We start from the raw sequence: 19,896 nt of genomic DNA, 5'->3' as shown, positions 1-19,896 counted from the left end.
TTTACTTTAGCTTATTTTTTGTAATTACTTTTTCTTCCTCTTCCATGAAAAGGATATAGATCGTCATCAGGATGACGCCTATCGTCAAACAGACATCCGCCACATTAAAAATCGGAAAATCGATGAAGTCCAAACGGAACATATCGACAACATAACCCAACCGCATCCGGTCGATGAAATTTCCGATGGCACCGCTCAAAAGAAAAGCGTAACTGATGCCCACGATTTTTTTGTCGAACCCCTGTTTATGCGCATTATAAACCATCGCACCCACAACAACTACTGTGATGATGAAGAAAAAGAACATTCTTCCTTCAAAAATCCCCCAAGCAGCACCCTTGTTCTGGATATAGAACAGAGACAAGATTCCCGGTAGAACTTCCTTCATTTCGTGTAATGCAAAATTATTCACGATGGCAAGTTTGCTCCACTGGTCCAGGACCAACAGCAAGATGGCCAATATATAATAGATAATCATCCGATAGCCTCACTTATTCTGAAATTAACGTCACTACGTATCTTTTACCTCTATCTATTGTAAACTAATTTTTCGAATTGTATAGTCATTGAATCCAGCCTTTCCGTTTGTTTTTTAAGCCAGCATACTCGCTGCACCCACTTTTTTAATGAATTCTTAATATTATTTCGAAGATATTCCAAACTGCCTTGATAAAGGAACGCCATTTTCGGTATAATGAAGCTTGTATTGTTATATATCACGTGATAAAGGAGCTTGTTTATGTTGAGAGGAAAGAAGATTGCATTAGTTTTTGCCGGTGCACTGGTATTGTCAGCTTGCGCAGACCAAGTCAAGGAAGCGACAGAGACAGTCAACCAGCTTAAAACCGAGGAAACCGAAATTGTTTCCCAAATGAATGAGCTACAACAATTGGAGATTGCTTTACAGAAAACATTTGATGAATCGTTGACCAGCGATGAGGAATTAAAAACATTCAAAGATGGCTCGGCAGCCGTGTTCAGCAATCTTGAAGAGCGCCGTGCTATAGTCGATTCGATTGAAAGCGCTTTGGAAGATTTGACCGAGACCAAAACTGATTTTACTGCATTCGATGAAGAAACCCTGCCGCTGGATCAGATGCAGGCAATCGGTGAAACACTGGATTTGTTCAGCGAAAATTCATTGGCTTACCTAGCTGCCTATCGAGACAGCTTGGATAAGGAAGAAGAACTGTTGACCGGGTTCGGAGCGGATGATGCGACTTTTGATACGTTCTTTGCGGGTATCGAAGAAATCAATCTGAACGCCGAAACGAACCAAACCAACCTTGCACCCATCGCTGAGAATTTGACGACTCTGGATGCACAATTGGTTGAATTGGAAGCAGCCATTGCCGCAATCGGTACGGAAGGAAGTGCAGCCGCCGATTCTTCTGCCGGCGCTGAGGAATCCTCTGAGGCTTCCGCTGCAGAAAAGCCAGCAAAAAAAGTTGAACCCGTCAATTATGAATACCGCATCAACTCAGAAATTTCCACTGTCCAACCAATCGCTGAGGACGGCAACGCAAAGGTCGCTTTACTGACTTTCGATGATGCGCCGCAACAACCGAACAGCTATACCGTGGAAATTGCTGAAACCGTCAAATCGAAAGGGGCAAATGCCATTTTCTTCGTGATGGGACAATTCCTTACGAACGAACAAGCACGCGAAGACATCAAGACCGTCTACGACATGGGCTTCGAAATCGGAAACCATTCCTATTCGCATCCCGACTTCCAATCATTGACCTATGACGAGCAACTGGAAGAAATAAAATCAACGAATGACCTGATTGAAGAGATTACTGGCGAGCGTCCGCGCTTCTTGCGTGCCCCTTACGGCCAGTACAATGACGACACCATGGCAATCGCCGCAGCGGAAGGCATGACCATCATGAACTGGACCTACGGCTACGACTGGGTGGAGGAATTCATGGAAGGCACTGCTTTAGCCGACGTCATGGTGAATTCGAAGTACCTGGGAGATGGCGCGAACCTGCTGATGCATGATCGCCCATGGACAAACGACGCAATCGGTGCCATCATCGATGGCCTGCGCGCGAAAGATATTACGATTGTGGACCCGAACGTAATCGAATCGCCTGAACGGGAGGAAATGTAATGATGACATATTTTAAACAGACACTCGCTGCCGCAGGTTTATTGTTATTCCTGTCAGGCACGACAATTGCATCGGCCAGCGAAACCGAAAGCTCAGCCGAAACGACAGCAGCCACAAGCACGCTCACGATGCGCCAAGGTGCCCTTTTGAAGACCCCTACCGCCAAAGAATTGCCGAAAAAGTTCTTCTATGACAGTGGAGTGGAAATCGCCTACCCGGCTGATGGCGTCAAAGGGATCTATGTGACCGCCTACTCGGTCGGCTACGAGGAAAAATTCACTAAGCTGGTTGATTACGTCGATTCGAACGACTTGAACGCGATGGTAATCGACATCAAAGACGACATGGGCGTTGTGACAGCTGACTTCAATTCGGAAGATAGCCACATCCAGGAAAATACGGAAGAATACATTCCCGATATCAAGGAACTGATGGATTTGATGGAAGAAAAACAAATCTATCCGATTGCCCGCATCGTGACCTTCAAGGATACGTTACTGGCTAACGAGCAACCGGATATGTCCTTCACCGAAAGCGACGGGTCCGTCTGGGTCGCATCGAATGGCGAATCATTCATCAACCCATTCCTGAAGCAGACTTGGGATTATGCCGTCAATGTCGGTATCGAAGCAGCCAAAGTCGGATTCAAAGAAATCCAGTTCGACTATGTCCGCTTCCCGGAAGGCTTTGAAGTTTGGGGCGACACGCTGAACTATGACATGGGTGAATATGCAGACCTTGACATGACCGACGATGAAAAACGCGTGCAGGCCATCACTGATTTCACTGCTTATGCAAAAGAAAAACTGATGCCTTACGGCGTGGATGTGTCCGTGGATATCTTCGGTTATACTGCTTCTGTTATCGAAGCATCCGGCATCGGCCAAAACTTCCCGCAGATTTCCGAAAATGTCGATGTCATCTCCTCTATGATTTACCCGAGCCACTGGGGAACAAATTATTTCGGTATCTACAAGCCGGATCTATACCCGTATGAACTGGTCGCCGAATATATGAAAGTTGAAAACGAGTTGCTTGGTACGCTTGAAACGCCGCCAATCAGCCGACCTTGGCTGCAGGATTTCACCGCTTCCTACCTCGGTTCGGGATTCTACCAAACCTATGGAAAAGCACAAGTCGATGCGCAAGTGCAGGCGCTGTATGATGCCGGCGTAAATGAGTTCTTGTTGTGGAATGCGCTGAATAACTACACCTATTAAGAAAAGCATAACGAAAAGCTCGGCCGGAAAATTTCTCCGGCCGAGTTTTTTGTCGCCATTCAGTAATCTGGATTCTTACACAATTCGTGTCCCGTGTACTTCGGTTAACTCTAAAACTTTTTCGAGATCTGCGAGATTATCTTTCGTAATGCCGCCACCCGGCATGATCGTCATATCCGGAGTGATTTTCGCAAGTTCGGCGATGTGCGCTGCGTTATCAAAAATTGTATTTTCTTTAGGACCGCCATGCGTCAAAATCCGTTTGAAACCAATTTCTCCCAACCACAATAAGGCGTCTCGTTGCTTTTCTTCCGGTATTTCATCAAACGCCATGTGGAAAGCAAGCTCGATTCCATTATCGCTGGCCAGCTTGGCGATTTCTTCCAAAAAGGGTTTATCCAATGCGTTCGCTGCAGTTAACGCACCTACCGCTATACCATTGGCCTGCAAGACAATTATTTCTTCTAAGTCCCTCATCATGATGGCTTTTTCCATAGCAGAATAAACAAAATCTCCGCCTCTTGGTCGCAGAATCACGATAAGGGATACATTTTTGTCGGAACAATACGCCGTTGCAATTTTGATGACGCCAACGCTTGGTGTTGTTCCCCCCACTGCCAAATTATCGCACAATTCAATCCGTTTAGCCCCGCGCTCGATGAGTTCTGGGACGTTCGTAAAATTTTCTGCACATGCTTCTTTTAGCACGCTGTCACCCCCTGGATAATATACCATTCCGTAAAAACAAAGAAGGCACAAGGCGCTGTTCCATTCGCTTCGTGTCTTCTTTTAATATGCGCTCAGACCAAACCTTCTTTTTTCAGCACTTGCATGAGATCCAATTTATTGTCAGCGACGACCTTCCGGATATCCAAGTGGATACCCTTAAAATTCAGGTACTCGAAAGCCTGAACATCGCGTTTATCAACCGCTACTGCATTCGTGATCATCTTTTTTCCATCTGAATAACTCATACTGCCGATATTGACGGAATTAAGCTGAACGCCCCTTTGGACGATGCGTGCGACATCGAGTGGATTCGTAAACAAGAGCATCGCCCGAAATTGGTTATGCGCATCATCGAAGTAAATTTCGACAAACTTCTCCACTGGAATCACATTGACCTTTACACCAGGTGGGGCGACTTGCCGCAAGAGCGTCTTACGCAGATGATCCCTCGCCACCTCGTCGCTGATGACAATAATCCGCTCTGCCTTACTTAGTCTTGTCCACACGGTTGCCACCTGCCCATGAATCAAACGATCGTCGATTCGTACCAACCGAATATCCATTACCACATTAGAACCTCCTTAAATCGTTCATCCAGCAACCGTAAACCGTATGCAAATTGATTTCCTGCCACTATTTAGGATGCTTTCTTATTGAACATATGCTTGAAGGCATTCTTCAAAACATCGAAGAAGCCCAATGATTGAACCATATGATCCGGGCTTACATAGATGCGGATCGCACGCAACACGTCCTTGGGATTTTTTGCTGAAAAAGTGTACGTACCATCCTTCTTTGTTTGAAGCGCAAAACGTGGAATCCACTTCCCTTTGAACATCACGGATGCCAGTACATAATCAACCTCTTCCCAAGGAATTTGAATGTACTTTCGCGGATCACGATGATGATAAAATTCAAACGCTTGATCTCCAATCATAATTTTACCATAGTCGGTCAGCCCCATATATGAAGTACCATCCACTACCATGTCAACCTTTGCATTCAGGGATTCAACCATTGTATAAGCCCCTCTCTCTTTGTGTCTGATTTGAGTATAATATACACTCTTTACTTTTTACAAGAAAAACAAGGCTCAGGCTGGTTTGCCTGAGCCTCATAATCGTTATTTTTGATGCATCCGAAAATTACAGCAATCCGATCAAGCGTCCGCCGATACCGACAATGAACAAGCCAAGAATGATCACGATTGGAGATACTTTCTTCTTCAACAACCACATGCAAAGGAATGTCAACAGCAGCGCTGCCAATCCAGGGATCAATTGATCCAGGTTGTTTTGCAAGGTTGTGACTTTAGTGTCCGTCAACGACAAGCCTGAAGTATACTGCATCAGGGCTTCCTGGATGCCGGCAGTGCCACTTGGCAGGTTTTCCCAATCGATAAATGCGCCTTCTTGAAGCTTGACTGATGAAACGGTTGGAGCAAACGAGATCGATACCCAACGTTGCACCAAGGCCGCCAATACGAACATCCCCAGAATGGAAGCTCCTTTTGTCAAATCTTGCAGGATTCCGCCGGACAAATCCTCAGTGATTTTTGATCCAGCCTTATAACCGAATTCTTGGGTATACCACATGAATCCCCAACGGATAGCGTTCCAGGCAACAAAGAACAGGATAGGTCCTAGGATGTTTCCTGTTAAGGCCAAGGATGCGCCTAAAGCTCCCAAAATCGGACGGACTGTAAACCAGAACACAGGATCACCAACACCGGCAAGAGGTCCCATCATTCCGACCTTCACACCTTGAATCGTAACATCATCTACTGGAGCTCCGTTTGCACGTTCTTCTTCCAGAGCCAGCGTTACTCCTAATACCGGAGATGCCACATATGGATGTGTGTTGAAGAATTCCAAGTGGCGTTTCAACGCTAGGACGCGATCTTCTTTTGCTGGATAAAGTTTCTTGATTGCTGGAATCATTGCGAAAGCCCAGCCACCATTTTGCATCCGTTCGTAGTTCCATGATCCTTGAATGAAAGTGGAACGCCAAGCGACAGCTAGTCTATCTTTTTTAGTTAATACGAATTTTTTATCTACCGTATTTTGTGCCATGTTTGCAGTCTCCTTTCCTAATAGTCATTGAGTATCGAATCAAGTGGATCGCCAGTATTGCTGGAACCGCCATTACCGGAACCGCCCATTTTAGAAAGGTTCAAGTAGATCAATGCCATTGCGACACCTAGGGCTCCTAATGCGATCAATGTCAATTCAGATACAGCGGCAACGACGAAACCGATGATGAAGAACGGCCATACTTCTTTGGTGGCCATCATATTGATTACCATTGCATAACCAACCGCTACAACCATACCACCACCGATTGCCATTCCATCAGTCAGCCAGCCCGGCATTGCTTCCAATCCAGAACGGACTGCGTCTGCAGGGATGAACAAAAGCAATGCTGCAGGAATTGCAATCCGCAAACCTTGCATGGCAATTGCTCCAATTTGAAGCAACTCAATTTTACGATAGTCACCTTGTTCTGCAGCTGCGTCCATCATATGAACCACAGGAACTGCCAGTGTACGAACGAACATCGTCAAAACCAATCCAGCTACAGCCAGAGGGATCGCAATGGCAATAGCGGAAGATACGCCGTCTACCCCTTGACCACCCAAAACTAAAATAATTGCAGATGCGACAGAAGCGAGTGCTGCGTCAGGTGCTACAGCGGCTCCGATGTTTGCCCAACCTAATGCGATCATCTGTAATGATCCTCCAAGAATAATACCAGCTTCAAGATTTCCTGTGACCAGACCGATCAATGTACATGCAACGAGTGGTTGATGGAATTGGAACTCATCCAAAATACCTTCCATCCCGGCAAAGAACGCCACGATGATAACCAGAATAATAGAAACGACTGACATAATATACCTCCTCTTTTCTTGTTATGCCTTAGCTAATTCTTCTTTAGCTTTTTTCAGCAACGCATCCATTTTTTCCGATGAATCATTCGGAACTTTCCGGACATCAAATTTAACACCTTTTGCTTTCAATGCTTCAAATGCTTTCACATCTTCAGGCCCCATTGACAAGACCTTATTCACGACAACCTTGCCGACTGAGTGAGCCATTGATCCAACATTCAACTCCTCAATCTTCACGCCGCCTTCAATTACCCGAACGACATCTTGCACATTTTCAAAAAGCAAGAGGGCATGGGTGTTCCCAAAACGAGGATCTTTCGCAATCTCAATCATTTTTTTGATTGGAATCACATTGGCTTTGACTCCTGGCGGTGCTGCTTGCACGATCAGGTTTTTCCGCAATTCATCTCTTGAGACATCATCCGAAACCACGATGATCCGATTTGTTCCAGCTGATTTCGCCCACGTTGTTGCTACTTGTCCATGAAGCAATCGTGAATCCAATCGAACTAAAGCTAACTTGATTTTTCCATCACCAACGACTGTCCCTACAGGAAGGTTGCCTTTTGGTTGTTGCACTGCAGAAGCCGCTTCCACTTTCTTCGGCTCTAAACTTTCCGGCTTAGCTCTCACACCGTCCTTCGCTGCTGGAAGAATTTGTGCAGCAATTTTTTGTGCTGAGTCCATGCTCAATCGTGCAGCATACGCTTCGATGACCATCGGAAGGTTCATTCCGGCGATTATCGCCCATGTGTCTTTATGTGCTTCGAAAAGACTGTTGGCTTGGTTGAACGGCGTGCCGCCCCATAAATCGACTAAGAACAGTACTTCATCTTGGTTGTCAAAGGATGAAATAGCCTCTTGCATCTTTGCTTTGACATCGTCCGGTCCTTCACTAGGCGCCAGTGTCACTGCTTTGACATTTTCTTGTTCGCCGAAAATCATCGAAGCCGATTGCAGAATACCTTCAGCGAAATTCCCATGACTTGCTAGGATAATTCCTACCATTTGTATACCTCCCATTGAATATATTTTGCGACTGTTTGGATAAAAAGCTTGGCAGGCGATTTACCAGTCATTATACTATAAGCAAAAAGCGTGCCAACTTAGTGTATGGCTTAATCATACGGAATTAAGAAACAAAAAAATACACTAAAACAATTAGTGTTTTAGTGTATCCTTCACACTGAAAGCTAGTGTATGGTTTACTGTATCATTATTCTTGATAGGCCAACAGTTGCTCCAGATAGTATATCTCATCTTTTGGCATTTCGATTTGAAAGGTGCCGCTCAGAATATTTAAAGCCTGTTCCAACTGCTGGAACCGCTCTGTCTGTTCAGTCAATTTCAGTTCTTCTTGCGGTGCAATCAATGTATCCTGGCGCAAGGCCCGCTCAAACATTCCCGCCAGGTGCATCAGAATATTGATTAATTGAGAATAATTTTCTTTATTTTCCAATAAGGAACTGCTGAATTTCCACAAAGGCTCAATCAGCTTTTGTGGATTCAAGAAAGTAAAGCTTTCGCCCATGTATTCCAGACATATCTGCTTTGCCTTTTCCGATGTCAACTCATTTTCATCATAGGATTCGGACTCTTCCACCAAATAGTCCAATACTTTTTCGGCATCCCCACTGAAAAAATGTTCCATTGGAATGTAAACGGCATCGATTTTTGGTTTGACGATTCCTGTTGTCGCTAAGATTTCATATTTCTGTTGCAAGGTTACGAGCTGCTTATCCATATCGATCACCGAAATCGGCAGCACCTCGATGTCCACATCAAAATATTTCTCCAGATGTTTGTCGAGCATCTCTTTCATCTTTTGCGCGGTCCCTTCGCCCGAAGCGCAAATAGCAACGATTGCCTTTTTGAGCTTTAAGGAGTGACCGTTCTCTTCCCTTGTGGTCACGTGGCTGCCTGCATAACCGCGAAAAGATTGAAGCGATCGATAAATTTCATCAAGTGTCGTTTCTACAAGGTCCGTCTTCCGCACGGTCTCCAAAACGATAGGGGTCGTGACCATGTCGATGGTTTTGACCTCAATCCCTGTTTTCTCCGTGATTTTTTCCGAAAACGTCGTCAGCGAACCCATATCCACCAACAAAATCACGCCACTCCCTCGATCGATTTCTTGGACACAATGAATAATTTTTTCGAGGGCTACTTGGGGCTTCATCTCAAGCGGCATATCCACGGCACGGATATTGTCGACCCCCAGCAATGTCGTCACAACCTCAGCCATGCTCGTTGCTGTGCTCCTGCCATGGGCTGCAATCACAACGCCCACGCGGCCTGTAACATTGTCTTGCTTTAGCGAGACCAACAACAGCGTCAGGTAATAGGTCTCCACTTCAGGTATGTTGATGTTGTATTCTTTTTGTAGCTCTTGTTTCATCCATTTGGCGACCGAAAACTCTTTGGGGTAATCTTCCACCATATTTTTGATGCTTGCATGGAGCGTGCGGCTGCTTTCTCCCAATTGAATTCGTTTTAAAAACGAACTGATATGCAGACTCATCGCATAGACGAAATTCCGCTGGAAGTGATAATCCAGATGTTTTTGGGCATACTCAAACATATTTTTTGCAAAGCCAATGATCCGCTGATCAATGATCTCAGAAAGCTTCTTCTCTGTATCGAAGGTCAAACCCGTATCACGATAAAAAGATTTCAGGTGGACATTGATGTCGGTCATAATGAATTGGTTGATGGATTCTTGGTCAAGCCCCTCCTCCCGCAGCAACGCAGCCTTATTCCCGATTATCTCATACAGATTATATGGAAGATCGTAGGAATCCCTTATCATTGGGCTTTCCGTTCCTTCATTCGGTACCAAGGTCAGCACGGGCTCCAGTATCCGAGTGAGTTCATTCAAGCGCTCACGATGATTATTCGCCAGATTCATCAGACCGTTTTGGATTTCTGGTGTCAGCTCATCCAACGTAATCGATATGTCACTGGAACTCATATAGTTCAAAAAAGCCCGCGCGCAAACAAGTTGCACATTCGATTTCAGCTGACCAACATTTCCATAGGTGACACTGCCGATCAAAGCCTTCACCGCATCCTGTTTCACATGGATACTTCTTTGGATGCGATTGGCTTCGATGGCAACCATCCGTTTCAGCAAGTCCACCTGTTCTGCAATCGGCCGCTCTGAAAATTGAGGCAACTTGATGACGATCGGGATGCGCCTCACAAAGGTCTGCAGCAAACTGGAAGCGGGATCTTCCGTCGTTGCGCAAACAAGTCGGACATTGACTTTATTGGCTTTATCGGTTTCGCCCAAGCGATTGTAGGTGCCGTGATCCATCAGATAAAATATCATTTCTTGTCCTTCAGGCGGCAGGCGGTGCACTTCATCCATAAAGAGCATGCCGCCGTCTGCCCGTTGGATCAAGCCGTCCGTCGTTTCCGTCGCTCCTGTAAAGGCACCCTTGCGATAGCCGAATAAATGAGCCATCAATAATTCGGGATTGTGCGCATAGTCGGCACAGTTGAACACAACCAGCTCCTTATCAGCTGCAAAAACTTGATTTGCTTGCGCGAACCGAAACATCGAATGAACAAAAAAAGTTTTCCCGCTTCCTGTAGGTCCAGTTATCAAGCAACTCAAACCCTTAGGAGGATAGAGGATTGCTGCTTTAGCCTGATCAACTTGAGTCCGCATGCTGTCATTCGACCCTACTACATTTGCAAATCCTTCGTTATTTGTTTCGCGATTACCCGCATTACTTCCTTCTCGGATTGAGGATATGCCAGAAATTTCTGAAGCAGTTACGCCCGTTTGTTTTTTTGGCTTTGCTGTAGGCTTGTGTTGGTCCTCTATATATGAGTGCATCTTTTGTTGTGGTTGTTTCTGGATTTGCAAAGAGTGGTCCGCATATCTGACCGGCCGTCCAGAGGATTTGATCAGTTTTCCCTGACGAACGAGCTCGTTCAAGTCGCTGCTTGCATTGGGCCGTTTGATGTCGAGTTCCATCACGACTTCCTGAGTCGTCACGCCTTCGTTCGCTTGTTCAAAAGCAGCTTCTGTCAACTCCTGTGACCGGATTCTGATATACTCATAGATTCTGTCAATTCGTTTCACCCGGATTCCTCCTCTTACTTCATCACCATAAAAGTACCATAATCCCGAAAGAAACGAAAGTGGCAGCTTATGGAAGATGCCGTTCCGCATTCTGCTTTTTCAATGCGTCAGAAATAACTCCAAATATGCTTTCAGAAAATTTGAATAATAGCTAAATTTGTAATACAATGTACATACAAAGGAGTGATCATGATGAGTACTATATCATTACGTATGGATGAAGAAGAAGAAAAATTAATCAAAGAATATGCAAAAGCCAAAAACATTACGATTTCTGCTCTCTTCAGGAATGCAGTATTAGAAAAAATTGAAGATGAAATTGACTTAGATCTTTACCATGTTGCCATGAAACAACACATTAAGAACCCTCAAGTTCTTTCTTTCGATGAAATGATGAAGGAATTAGATTTCTGATGGTGGCATTTAAAGTAGCCTTTGAAAGCAACGCTCAAAAGACACTGAAGAAAATGGATCGCTATCAAGCGCAAATCATTTTATCTTGGATTAAAAAGAATCTAGTGGATACGGAGAATCCCAGACAGCATGGAAAGGGACTTGTCGCGAATCATTCCGGTGAATGGCGTTATCGGATTGGTGATTACCGTCTGATTGCAGACATCAATGATGATACAATCACTATATTAATTCTTGAAATCGGCCACCGGAAAGATATCTATAAATAGTAAGAGTCTTTCTCTAGTGTCACTTCCATATCTAATAGCCATATAATGAGTTTCAAAATAATTAAATTAATTATGAAAATACTTCTTACACAGATTTTATTTTTGTGATACCATGGTTGACGTTGCACAAAAATAGAAGGAGTGTTTATATGCCCACAAACAAAAAAGAAGGAATTATTTTTACGACAATCATGTGCTGTATGATGGTGTTAGGAATGAGTATATACAATCTGCTGCTGCATGACAATTTTGGTTTAGTGACGCTTTTGGCAGGATTAGTTCCAGGTTTCGTCGTTGCGTTTATTTTGGACGTATTCGTTGTGGGAGTAATCGCAAAGAAGATTGCTTTTCAATTGCCTATCAATAAAAAAAGCAAGGTGCAGTTAATTTTGACGATTTCCAGTCTGATGGTCTTAGGCATGGTCACGTTCATGTCATTATTCGGCGTTCTGATGGAAGTCGGCATCCTCGATAATTTATGGGCGGCCTATAGTGAAGCCTGGAGAATGAATGTTATTGTCGCTTTACCATTACAGCTACTGATTGTTGGACCTGTGTCCCGGACAATTCTTGGCAAAATCCAAGCCAATAGTCAACTTATTTTGGAATAAGCTTTAACGCACAGTTGGTTAAAAACAAATAGAAGGTGCAGCATCCTTGGTTTTCGCCAAGGGAGCTGCACCTTCTATTTGTCGTTCAGTAACATACCGCAGTGATCAGATGATCACATTCGTATGGTTCGAAAGCAACGCGATGTATGCCGCGCTGACGGGTTTCTGACGGATGGTTTCGAGTCCCTTTTTGTACAGGTTCATCTGGCCGCGGTACTTGTCGACGATATTCTCGGGCAATACCGGCGCTTGGTCGCCCACGAAGTCGGTTTTGAAGTCGTAGAGGACGATGTGATCGTCGTACTCGATGAAGCCGTCGATGATACCGTGGATCAGCAGATTGTCGGTTGAGTCTTCCGGTATCTCAGTGAAGATCCTACTGGCCGGAATCAGCAATGAGAACGGCATTTCCCGTCTCACCCTGTCCGCGTTCGCTTGGATTTCCTGTCCCAACTCGGTTTCGAAGAACTTGGCAATCTGTTCCGCATCGAGCTTCTCCGCGACGGCTTGCTCCAGCAGCCCATCCCCTACCAATTCAAGCAACAGCTGCGTCACATAGGCTGCGGTAATTTCCTTTTCCAGATCCACGGACTGCATCACGAAATGCGTCGCGGTACCGATTTCGGCGCTGTTCGGCATCACCGTCTCCTGCATGAAGCGCGGACGCGGGAACTCGGGCTCCACATAGCGGGAGACCCGTTTGGTGTCGGACAGATCCAACTTCAGCATATGGCTTTCGTCAGGATCTTCGAACAGTCGCTTGATTTCGGAAACGGACTGGTAGCTGGTGGTCGTCGTTGCCGCTTCGTGGGGATACTGCGCCTCCATCAGGGCAACGGCCAGCTTCATCTCTTCAGCCAAGGAATGCTCATGCGTTTCGACTTTTGCCGTCGCCATCTGCTCGATTTCGTCTTTCCACTGCGATTCGTTGATTTCCTCCATGGCGACCGGAATGTAGGATAACAGGTCTTCCTCGCGGAAAGTCTGGATGCTGAAGTGCACTGGGTAATGCGTCAGTTCGCCGCGGTACTCCTTGTGGAAATGGTCATTCTCGGCATCCTCGTGTCGGTACAGGCACATGCCGAGCCATTTCATCATCGAGCTGGCTTGCAGCCGCAGGTAATCCGGCAGCAGTTTCCCGCTTGTTCCATCGGCCACTTGCCAATCAGCCCAGAGCTTCTCCTCGGATTTGTAGGAGCCTACCAGGAACAGCTTCTGCTCGGCCCGGGTCAAAGCCACATAGAGCTTGCGCATCTCTTCCGCCAGCAGTTTCTTTTTCTTTTCGATCGCCAACGCTTGGCGCGCCAGGGACGGATACTGAACCCGTTGCTGGACGTCGAAATAATCGGTTCCTAGTCCAAACGTTTCCGAGAAGATGTATTTGCTTTGCGTATCGCTCAGGTTGAACCGCTTCGACAGATCCATCAGGAAGACGACCGGGAACTCCAGGCCTTTGCTGGCGTGGATGGTCATGACCCTTACGGCATCCTCATCGTCGCTGAAAGAAGTCGGCTCCGCCAAATCTTTGTCGCGCTGCTGGATCTTCTCGATGAAGCGGATGAATTGGAACAGCCCTTTGTAGTTCGTTTCCTCGTATTTTTTGGCCCGCTCGTAGAGTGCGTGCAGGTTGGCCGTCCGCTGTTTGCCGGCGACCATTCCGCCGACGTAGTCGAGGAAGTGGGTATCGTTGTAGATAGTCCAGATCAAAGTGACAAGGCTGCTCCGTCTGGCCGTGTTGCGCCATTCGTGCAGGCGTCCCATGAACAGTGCCAGTTTGCTGTACGCATCCTTTATTTCCGCAGTCTGCTCGATTCCGGAAGCTTCGCATATTTTGATGAAATGCTGCACAGCTTCGTAGAAATCGCCATTCTTCTGCTGGATGCGGATCAGCGCCAACTGCTTCTCGTCCAAACCGACAATCGGCGAACGCAGCACTGCCGCAAGCGGGATATCCTGACGCGGATTGTCGATCACCTTCAGCAAAGAGAGGATGATCGAAACCTCAGTGCGCTGGAAATAGCTTTCCGTGTCGTTCAGGATGACCGGAATCTGGAAATCCTTGAAGATCTCCAGGATGACAAGGTTATTTTTCTTCGTCGGCGTCAACAGCACGATATCGCGGTAGGAAAGCGGCCGTTCTTCCTTGGTCTTTTTGTCGTAGATCAGGAACTTCTCATCGATCAGCGCCTTGATTTTCTGCGCCACCATCGTGACTTCCCCGGCCGTTTTGTCGTCGATCGTCAGGTCGGCTTCGAGGTCGTTCTCCGGCGTGAGGGCTTCCTCGTCATTGTCGGCGTTCTCCGACAGGTAGATCAGCAGTTCGGTCTGGTTGCGCTCGCTCTCCGGGAAGGATTTGTTGCCGGCCTGGAGCTTCGCGGCTTCGTCGTAGTCCATCTGGCCGACTTTTTCGTCCATCAATTGCTCAAAGATGAAATTCGTGAAATGGATGACTTCTGCGCGCGACCGGAAGTTTTCCGCCAGAATGATCCGTTCCCCGCCGTTTTTGTCGGCAAAAGCCGCATATTTGCGCAGGAACAGGCTCGGGTCGGCCAAGCGGAAGGCGTAGATGGACTGTTTGACATCCCCAACCATGAACAAATTCTCGGTTTCCGGTTGGTGCCGTGTCACCCAATAGAGGATGCTCTCCTGCAGCTGGTTCACGTCCTGGTATTCGTCAATCAGCACTTCTTCGAATTTGTTGCGGTAATAGGCGCTCGCGTCGCTCATCTTGCGCTCCCCGTCCTCGGCGATCGGCGCCAGAATCTGCAGCGTCAGATGCTCCAGATCGTTAAAATCGAGCACATTGTCGTCCAATTTTCGTTCCCAATAGGCTTCGGAAAAGCGTTTCGTCACCCGGGCCATCTCTTCAGCATACGGGTGGATGCCCCGCAGCACTTCCTCCTGCTCCGCAAGCGGCCGGTTGAGGTACTGCGCGCTCAACGCGGCGAAATCCTTCTTGTATTTGTCGCGCAGGCCTTTCAGCAGTGCTTTTTGATCCTTCACTTCATCCGCATCGGCCTTCTTAGCACTCGGCCAACGCGCAAACTGCACTTGTTCGTTAGCAATCGTGTAGGCCAATTCGTAGTCATCCTGCTGGACAGCTTCCAACAGGCGATCGGCATAGCCCTGTTCCGTTTCAAAAATTTCACGCTGGGCAGCCGTCTCCACATCTTGCCCGGCCAGATGCCGCGCTTGTTCGATGTCGTAGCGGATGCCTTCGATCAGGCTCAGCAGCTGTGGCTTCAGCAATTCCTGGTAGAGGACACTGTTCGTCAACCCGTCTTCAGTGTTGTACAAAGACGGCAAGGAATCCAGCCATCGGTAAGGAATCGGATTTGCACGCGAAAAATCGTAGAGCGAGAAGATCAGCTTCATCAGATCGTCGTCGCTGCGGTCCTTCGAGTAGGCCTTGGCCAGATTCTTGAAGTGCGTATCCGGCTCCCCGTAGAGTTCCTCCTTGACCTCTTCCCAGACATCCTCCTTCAGCAGCTCTACTTCGATCGTGTCCGCCAGCAAGCGGAAAACCGGATCTAGATCGATCAGGTAGAAATAGCGCTGGATGACCTTCAGGCAGAAGGCGTGGATTGTCGAGATGTTCGCCTGCGGCATCAGTGAGAGCTGCTTGATCAGGTGCAGGTATTGTTCTTGCGACTGGGCTTCGTTGATGGCGGTCTGGATGGCGCCCGTCATCCGCTCCTTCATTTCCTTGGCGGCCGATTCGGTGAAGGTCACGACCAGCAGTTCATCGACGTTCGTTCCGCCCTTCACTTTTTCGATGATCCGCTGAATCAGAACCGTCGTTTTGCCGGAGCCTGCCGAGGCGGAGACGAGGATGTTGTCCCCGGTCTGATAGATCGATTGCCATTGCGTTTCCGTGAATTTTTCATTGGGTGTGCGTGCCGGTATGCCCGTCATCATTGCTCCTCCCCTTCCTCGTTGGATTCTTGATTGTTCTCGTCGCGTTCTTGCTTGATCTTTGAAAGGACATCATCCTTCGTCAACTTGATGTATTTGCGGTAACGGTTCTCCGGCAACGTGTTGTCGAACTGCGAGATGGCGCGATAAGGACCGCTGACTGTCGGCGTATACGGCCGTTCCTTGATCGGGTCGAGTTTCAGGTCGCCGGAGAGGATCTTCTCGCCGGCCTCCACCATGTTGGCCCGGTTCTTGGCGATCAGGTGGGTGAAATCATCCAGTGTGATCAAATCGTCATTTTTGCCCAGATTGCCGGCCTTCAGTTTTTTGAAAGTGAAGATTTCCGAAGCCTGACCGCTTTCGACAGCCGGATCGATCAGATCCAAAACGGCTGTGTCGTTCAACAACAGCCCTTTCAGCTTGTAATCGGCGATGATCGTCTTCTGGTAATCCTCGAGCGTCATGAAACTGTTCTGCTTGATGAACGGGTTCTTGACGTGCAGATAGAAAGCACCTGCCGGCAAGGTCTTTCCAGCCAGCAACTTGTCGGCATTCAACAAGGCCACATCCAGATAGGTGATCATCTGCATCGCCAACCCGTAGTAGGCGTCGGAGAAATTGAAGCTGTGCGCGCTCGATTTGTAGTCGAGGATGGTCAGGTAATTCTCTTCCCCGGCATTGACCAGATCGATCCGGTCGATTTTCCCGCGGATGTGCAGGGTGCCGCCGTTGTTCAGCGGCATGTCCAATCCGTCCAGCATCTGTTCGCCACCCAATTGCCCAAAGACCGCTTCGGTGCGGATGTTCTTCAGGGCCGTCCGTCGGCTGTGCTGGTTGAGCACCCAAGCCATCTTCTGGATCGTTTCTCCCAATTGGTCGCGGATGAAGGCCATCCGGTTCGACGTCATCAGAATCTGGTACTTCTCGCTCCCGTAGAGATTATTCAGAACGGCATCGGCAATCTGCTTGACCGTCTCCTCGCTCAGGTCAGCGGTATCGATGAGCCTGCTCTTCAGCTGGTTAACGATCTGTTCCAAGGCTTCATGGAAAAATTCGCCCGTGCCGGCAGCGGACAGCTCGTATTTCGCCCGTTCCTTGAGCTTCAGGCCGTATTGCAGGAAGTGGCTGTACGGATCTTCGAAATAGCGCTCGAGTTGCGAGACCGACAGATACAGGTCTTTCCCGTAGAGCTGTTCGGCTACCGGCGCCGTCAGCTTGCTCGGCACATTCTTGTGCCAGAGGCTGGCGAAGACCTGCTGCATAATCCGTTTGGCTTGTGGATCCTTGGAGATGTACGCCAAGATGTATTTCCATAGCGTCGGCACCGGCTCATTCGTCGCGCGCTGATGGCGCAAGAGATGGACAAGCTGGCTGATGTTCTGTTGTTTGCTGCCGAGGAAGGCCGTCGTATCCTCCGCATCGGCAATGTCCTGGTGTTTGATTTCGACAGGGATCTGCAGCGCATTGGCTACGCGCGACACATAAGGCGAAATCTTCGGCGATTTCTTGCTGTCGTCCGCACTCATCGGATAGCTGAAGATGAGCTTTTTCGTCCCCGAAAGGAAAGCCTGGTAGGCCACATACGGTTCAGCGGCCATCGATTCCGCGGTCGTCGGGTGCAGGTATTTCTCTTCATTATTATTCAACGAGCCACTGAGCCGCTCGCGGTCCTCTTCCGTCAACAATGATTTGTTCTCTTTCTGCGCAGGCAGATGGTCCTGGGTCATCCCCATCAAGAAGACCACCTTTGCCGGCTCGAAACGCGCCCCCTCGATGCTCGAGAAGACGACCTGATCGATGCTCGGCGGCACCAGACTGAAGGTTGCGTTCTGAAAACCGGTCAAAAGGATTTCATGGAAAGCTGCCGCCTGGAAAGGGCTGTCCCCCAAAATTTCGACGTATTCGTCCAGCAGATTCAGGAAAACTTTCCAGATCTGTTCCTGCTGCCGCGCTTGGATCAGGTCCCCCTGCGCCAATGCTTCATCGCGCCAGAACAGCATCTGTTTGTCGACTTTGGCGGCGATCAGGAAATTGTACAGGTTCCTCGCCGCTTCTCCGCCGGTTTTGGCCTTAGCCATCTTCTGAAAAAACGGCAGCAGCAGATCCCTCAGATAATTGCGGACCTCGTTGGAGGTGTCCTGCATCCGTCTATCCTCGGGGCTCTGGTTGCTGTTGCCGTTCTCGTCCCTGAATGTCGCAAAATACCAGTCATCTTTCGAAAGCCAGCTGTTGCCTTCGTAGCCGTATGCCAACAGGACGTTCTCGATCACATCGACCTGTTCGCGGAAGCACAGCACGGCTGCCGCCGTTTCCTCGAGCGCTTGCGGATTGTCAGGATTGGCCGGCGGCATCAAAAGTTCCGTGCGCAGCAAACGCATGATGTCCGGATAGCGCCAATGATGGCGGCGGATGCGGAATAGTGCGTCGATGAAATCCATGAACGGATGATGCTTCATTGCGTCCGCTTTATCATAAAAAACATCCATACCGTCCTTGTCGAAGATTGGCTTGACGATCGTTTCGTATTCCTCGACCGTCCGCGCCAAAATCAGGATATCCTTGTAACGGTAGCCGTCCTCGGCGACCAGTTTTTTGATTTCATTGGCCACATGGAAAACTTCCGCCTGTTTCGTTTCGCAGCCCCAGACCCGGATAGCTTCCTTCTGAGCAGCCGTAAGCTCGAATGTGCCTTGGACTTTGTTGGCTGTGGCATCGGTGGATGCGATCCAATAATTCTCCAGAACCAACATAGCATCCCTGTAGCCGTCCGTGTCCTTCGCAATCCGTTGATCCTTCATGACAGGAACGCGCAGACCTCTAGCCAAATGATAGAGGGTGTAATAGGTAGATCCGGCCGTGTAAAATAGTTGATGCATCGCCGGCGGTTCGTCGACATAGGCTTTGTCCAAAGCCAATGTGATCGTGACCTGTTTGGCGGAGCGCAGCAGCGTCGTGACGATCTGCAGCTCGCGGGCTGTGAAACGGTAGAAACCATCGATGAAGACATAGGTGTTCTGCATATCCAGCGTTTCGATGACGCCGGCCAGTGCCTCAAGGATGACCTCCTTTTCGAGGTATTTGTCCAGCAGCGCTTCATTGAAGGCGTGGTAAAGCTCCTTCAGTTCCGTCAGCTTCAGCTGGAAATCGGCCTCGTTGCCTGATTCGGCTTGATTCGCCAGAATCCCCTGCAAATCCTCCTCTTCGATGCGGCCGCTGCGCAGCTCCAGAAACAGATCAGTCAGCTGTTTGATGAAGCCTTCTTTGTTGGCTTCCCGGCGGAAAAGGATCAGCTCCTGTTCCTTCTCCATCAAAATCTTCCGAACCAGCATGCTGAGGCCGGCTTCCGACAATTGCTGCTGTTGGAAAATCGGCGACTTCTTCAGCAAATACCACGCCAACCGGCTGAAACTGAACGTCTGCAGATTCATCGAGCCCATCATGTCTTGATCGCGGAAAGCCGCGAATTGCCAAAGCTTTTCCAATATCGACATCTCCGCCTCGAACTTCGCATGCTCCGGAACCAGCACAAACACCTCTGCATCCGGCTCCTCTGTCATGATCCGCGATATCCGCTCATATATCGCTTGTTTCTTGTCCGCCGATTCCTTGCCTAAAATAAACTGCAACCCCATCGGA

The 19,896-nt window shown here is 48.2% G+C and carries 15 protein-coding genes; 5 read left to right on the top strand and 10 right to left on the bottom strand.

Features of this window, described 5'->3' with window-relative positions; translation table 11 throughout:
* Window position 1: 1 nt before the first annotated feature.
* Window positions 2-478: a signal peptidase II gene (gene lspA / locus ACKPCD_RS08875; RefSeq protein ID WP_086987975.1), complete on the bottom strand. Its 477-nt coding sequence runs from the start codon at window positions 476-478 to the stop codon at window positions 2-4.
* 261 nt (window positions 479-739) lie between these two features.
* Here lspA and ACKPCD_RS08870 point away from each other — a divergent pair, with 261 nt between their 5' ends.
* Together ACKPCD_RS08870 and ACKPCD_RS08865 are read left to right on the top strand one after the other, a co-directional pair.
* On the top strand, window positions 740-2,119 hold the full coding sequence (locus ACKPCD_RS08870) for a polysaccharide deacetylase family protein (RefSeq protein ID WP_321432984.1): 1,380 nt from the start codon (window positions 740-742) through the stop codon (window positions 2,117-2,119).
* Window positions 2,119-3,339, top strand: coding sequence for a putative glycoside hydrolase (locus tag ACKPCD_RS08865; protein ID WP_321432983.1), 1,221 nt, complete (start codon window positions 2,119-2,121; stop codon window positions 3,337-3,339). The genes ACKPCD_RS08870 and ACKPCD_RS08865 overlap by 1 nt, the downstream gene beginning before the upstream one ends.
* Before the next feature lie 75 nt (window positions 3,340-3,414).
* Here the strand turns inward: ACKPCD_RS08865 and ACKPCD_RS08860 are convergent, their stop codons facing one another.
* The 7 genes from ACKPCD_RS08860 to ACKPCD_RS08830 form a co-directional block, all read right to left on the bottom strand.
* Window positions 3,415-4,047: a copper homeostasis protein CutC gene (locus ACKPCD_RS08860; RefSeq protein ID WP_321432982.1), complete on the bottom strand. Its 633-nt coding sequence runs from the start codon at window positions 4,045-4,047 to the stop codon at window positions 3,415-3,417.
* 92 nt (window positions 4,048-4,139) lie between these two features.
* Complete coding sequence (locus ACKPCD_RS08855) at window positions 4,140-4,637, bottom strand: mannose/fructose/sorbose PTS transporter subunit IIB (protein WP_276647759.1); 498 nt, start codon at window positions 4,635-4,637, stop codon at window positions 4,140-4,142.
* Between the two features lie 68 nt (window positions 4,638-4,705).
* Window positions 4,706-5,086 (bottom strand): DUF956 family protein, encoded by a 381-nt coding sequence (locus tag ACKPCD_RS08850; protein ID WP_321432981.1) that lies wholly within the window; start codon window positions 5,084-5,086, stop codon window positions 4,706-4,708.
* A 127-nt stretch (window positions 5,087-5,213) separates the two neighbouring features.
* Window positions 5,214-6,140 (bottom strand): PTS system mannose/fructose/sorbose family transporter subunit IID, encoded by a 927-nt coding sequence (locus ACKPCD_RS08845; RefSeq protein WP_068559472.1) that lies wholly within the window; start codon window positions 6,138-6,140, stop codon window positions 5,214-5,216.
* Window positions 6,141-6,157: 17 nt separating this feature from the next.
* Window positions 6,158-6,958: a PTS mannose/fructose/sorbose transporter subunit IIC gene (locus tag ACKPCD_RS08840; RefSeq protein ID WP_068559470.1), complete on the bottom strand. Its 801-nt coding sequence runs from the start codon at window positions 6,956-6,958 to the stop codon at window positions 6,158-6,160.
* A 21-nt stretch (window positions 6,959-6,979) separates the two neighbouring features.
* Entirely contained in the window at window positions 6,980-7,966 is a 987-nt protein-coding gene (locus ACKPCD_RS08835; RefSeq protein WP_068559467.1) for a mannose/fructose/sorbose PTS transporter subunit IIA, read from the bottom strand.
* Between the two features lie 208 nt (window positions 7,967-8,174).
* On the bottom strand, window positions 8,175-11,051 hold the full coding sequence (locus tag ACKPCD_RS08830; RefSeq protein WP_321432980.1) for a sigma-54-dependent transcriptional regulator: 2,877 nt from the start codon (window positions 11,049-11,051) through the stop codon (window positions 8,175-8,177).
* Between the two features lie 192 nt (window positions 11,052-11,243).
* On the opposite strand from ACKPCD_RS08830, the gene relB reads away from it, so the two are divergent.
* The 3 genes from relB (at window position 11,244) to ACKPCD_RS08815 (ending at window position 12,345) form a co-directional block, all read left to right on the top strand.
* On the top strand, window positions 11,244-11,465 hold the full coding sequence (gene relB, locus ACKPCD_RS08825) for a type II toxin-antitoxin system RelB family antitoxin (protein ID WP_319218270.1): 222 nt from the start codon (window positions 11,244-11,246) through the stop codon (window positions 11,463-11,465).
* Window positions 11,465-11,734: a type II toxin-antitoxin system RelE family toxin gene (locus ACKPCD_RS08820; protein WP_407702670.1), complete on the top strand. Its 270-nt coding sequence runs from the start codon at window positions 11,465-11,467 to the stop codon at window positions 11,732-11,734. Before relB ends, ACKPCD_RS08820 begins: the two co-directional genes overlap by 1 nt.
* 149 nt (window positions 11,735-11,883) lie before the next feature.
* Window positions 11,884-12,345 (top strand): DUF2798 domain-containing protein, encoded by a 462-nt coding sequence (locus ACKPCD_RS08815; RefSeq protein ID WP_321432979.1) that lies wholly within the window; start codon window positions 11,884-11,886, stop codon window positions 12,343-12,345.
* A gap of 105 nt (window positions 12,346-12,450) precedes the next feature.
* Here ACKPCD_RS08815 and addA read toward each other — a convergent pair whose 3' ends face one another.
* Window positions 12,451-16,260 (bottom strand): helicase-exonuclease AddAB subunit AddA, encoded by a 3,810-nt coding sequence (gene addA / locus ACKPCD_RS08810; protein ID WP_321432978.1) that lies wholly within the window; start codon window positions 16,258-16,260, stop codon window positions 12,451-12,453.
* On the bottom strand, window positions 16,260-19,892 hold the full coding sequence (locus ACKPCD_RS08805) for a PD-(D/E)XK nuclease family protein (RefSeq protein WP_321432977.1): 3,633 nt from the start codon (window positions 19,890-19,892) through the stop codon (window positions 16,260-16,262). Before ACKPCD_RS08805 ends, addA begins: the two co-directional genes overlap by 1 nt.
* Window positions 19,893-19,896 lie beyond the last annotated feature (4 nt).

The organism is Trichococcus flocculiformis, assembly GCF_963662535.1.
Lineage (GTDB): Bacteria > Bacillota > Bacilli > Lactobacillales > Aerococcaceae > Trichococcus > Trichococcus flocculiformis.
Note: the sequence above shows the minus strand (reverse complement) of the source record. Positions and strands in the feature narration are given on the sequence as shown.

Coding starts and splice junctions, on each gene's coding strand:
- ACKPCD_RS08820 (WP_407702670.1), top strand. CDS start 11,465: ATGGTGGCATTTAAAGTAGCCTTTGAAAGCAACGCTCAAAAGACACTG.
- relB (WP_319218270.1), top strand. CDS start 11,244: ATGAGTACTATATCATTACGTATGGATGAAGAAGAAGAAAAATTAATC.
- ACKPCD_RS08815 (WP_321432979.1), top strand. CDS start 11,884: ATGCCCACAAACAAAAAAGAAGGAATTATTTTTACGACAATCATGTGC.
- ACKPCD_RS08805 (WP_321432977.1), bottom strand. CDS start 19,892: ATGGGGTTGCAGTTTATTTTAGGCAAGGAATCGGCGGACAAGAAACAA.
- lspA (WP_086987975.1), bottom strand. CDS start 478: ATGATTATCTATTATATATTGGCCATCTTGCTGTTGGTCCTGGACCAG.
- ACKPCD_RS08850 (WP_321432981.1), bottom strand. CDS start 5,086: ATGGTTGAATCCCTGAATGCAAAGGTTGACATGGTAGTGGATGGTACT.
- ACKPCD_RS08845 (WP_068559472.1), bottom strand. CDS start 6,140: ATGGCACAAAATACGGTAGATAAAAAATTCGTATTAACTAAAAAAGAT.
- addA (WP_321432978.1), bottom strand. CDS start 16,260: ATGACGGGCATACCGGCACGCACACCCAATGAAAAATTCACGGAAACG.
- ACKPCD_RS08835 (WP_068559467.1), bottom strand. CDS start 7,966: ATGGTAGGAATTATCCTAGCAAGTCATGGGAATTTCGCTGAAGGTATT.
- ACKPCD_RS08840 (WP_068559470.1), bottom strand. CDS start 6,958: ATGTCAGTCGTTTCTATTATTCTGGTTATCATCGTGGCGTTCTTTGCC.
- ACKPCD_RS08870 (WP_321432984.1), top strand. CDS start 740: ATGTTGAGAGGAAAGAAGATTGCATTAGTTTTTGCCGGTGCACTGGTA.
- ACKPCD_RS08865 (WP_321432983.1), top strand. CDS start 2,119: ATGATGACATATTTTAAACAGACACTCGCTGCCGCAGGTTTATTGTTA.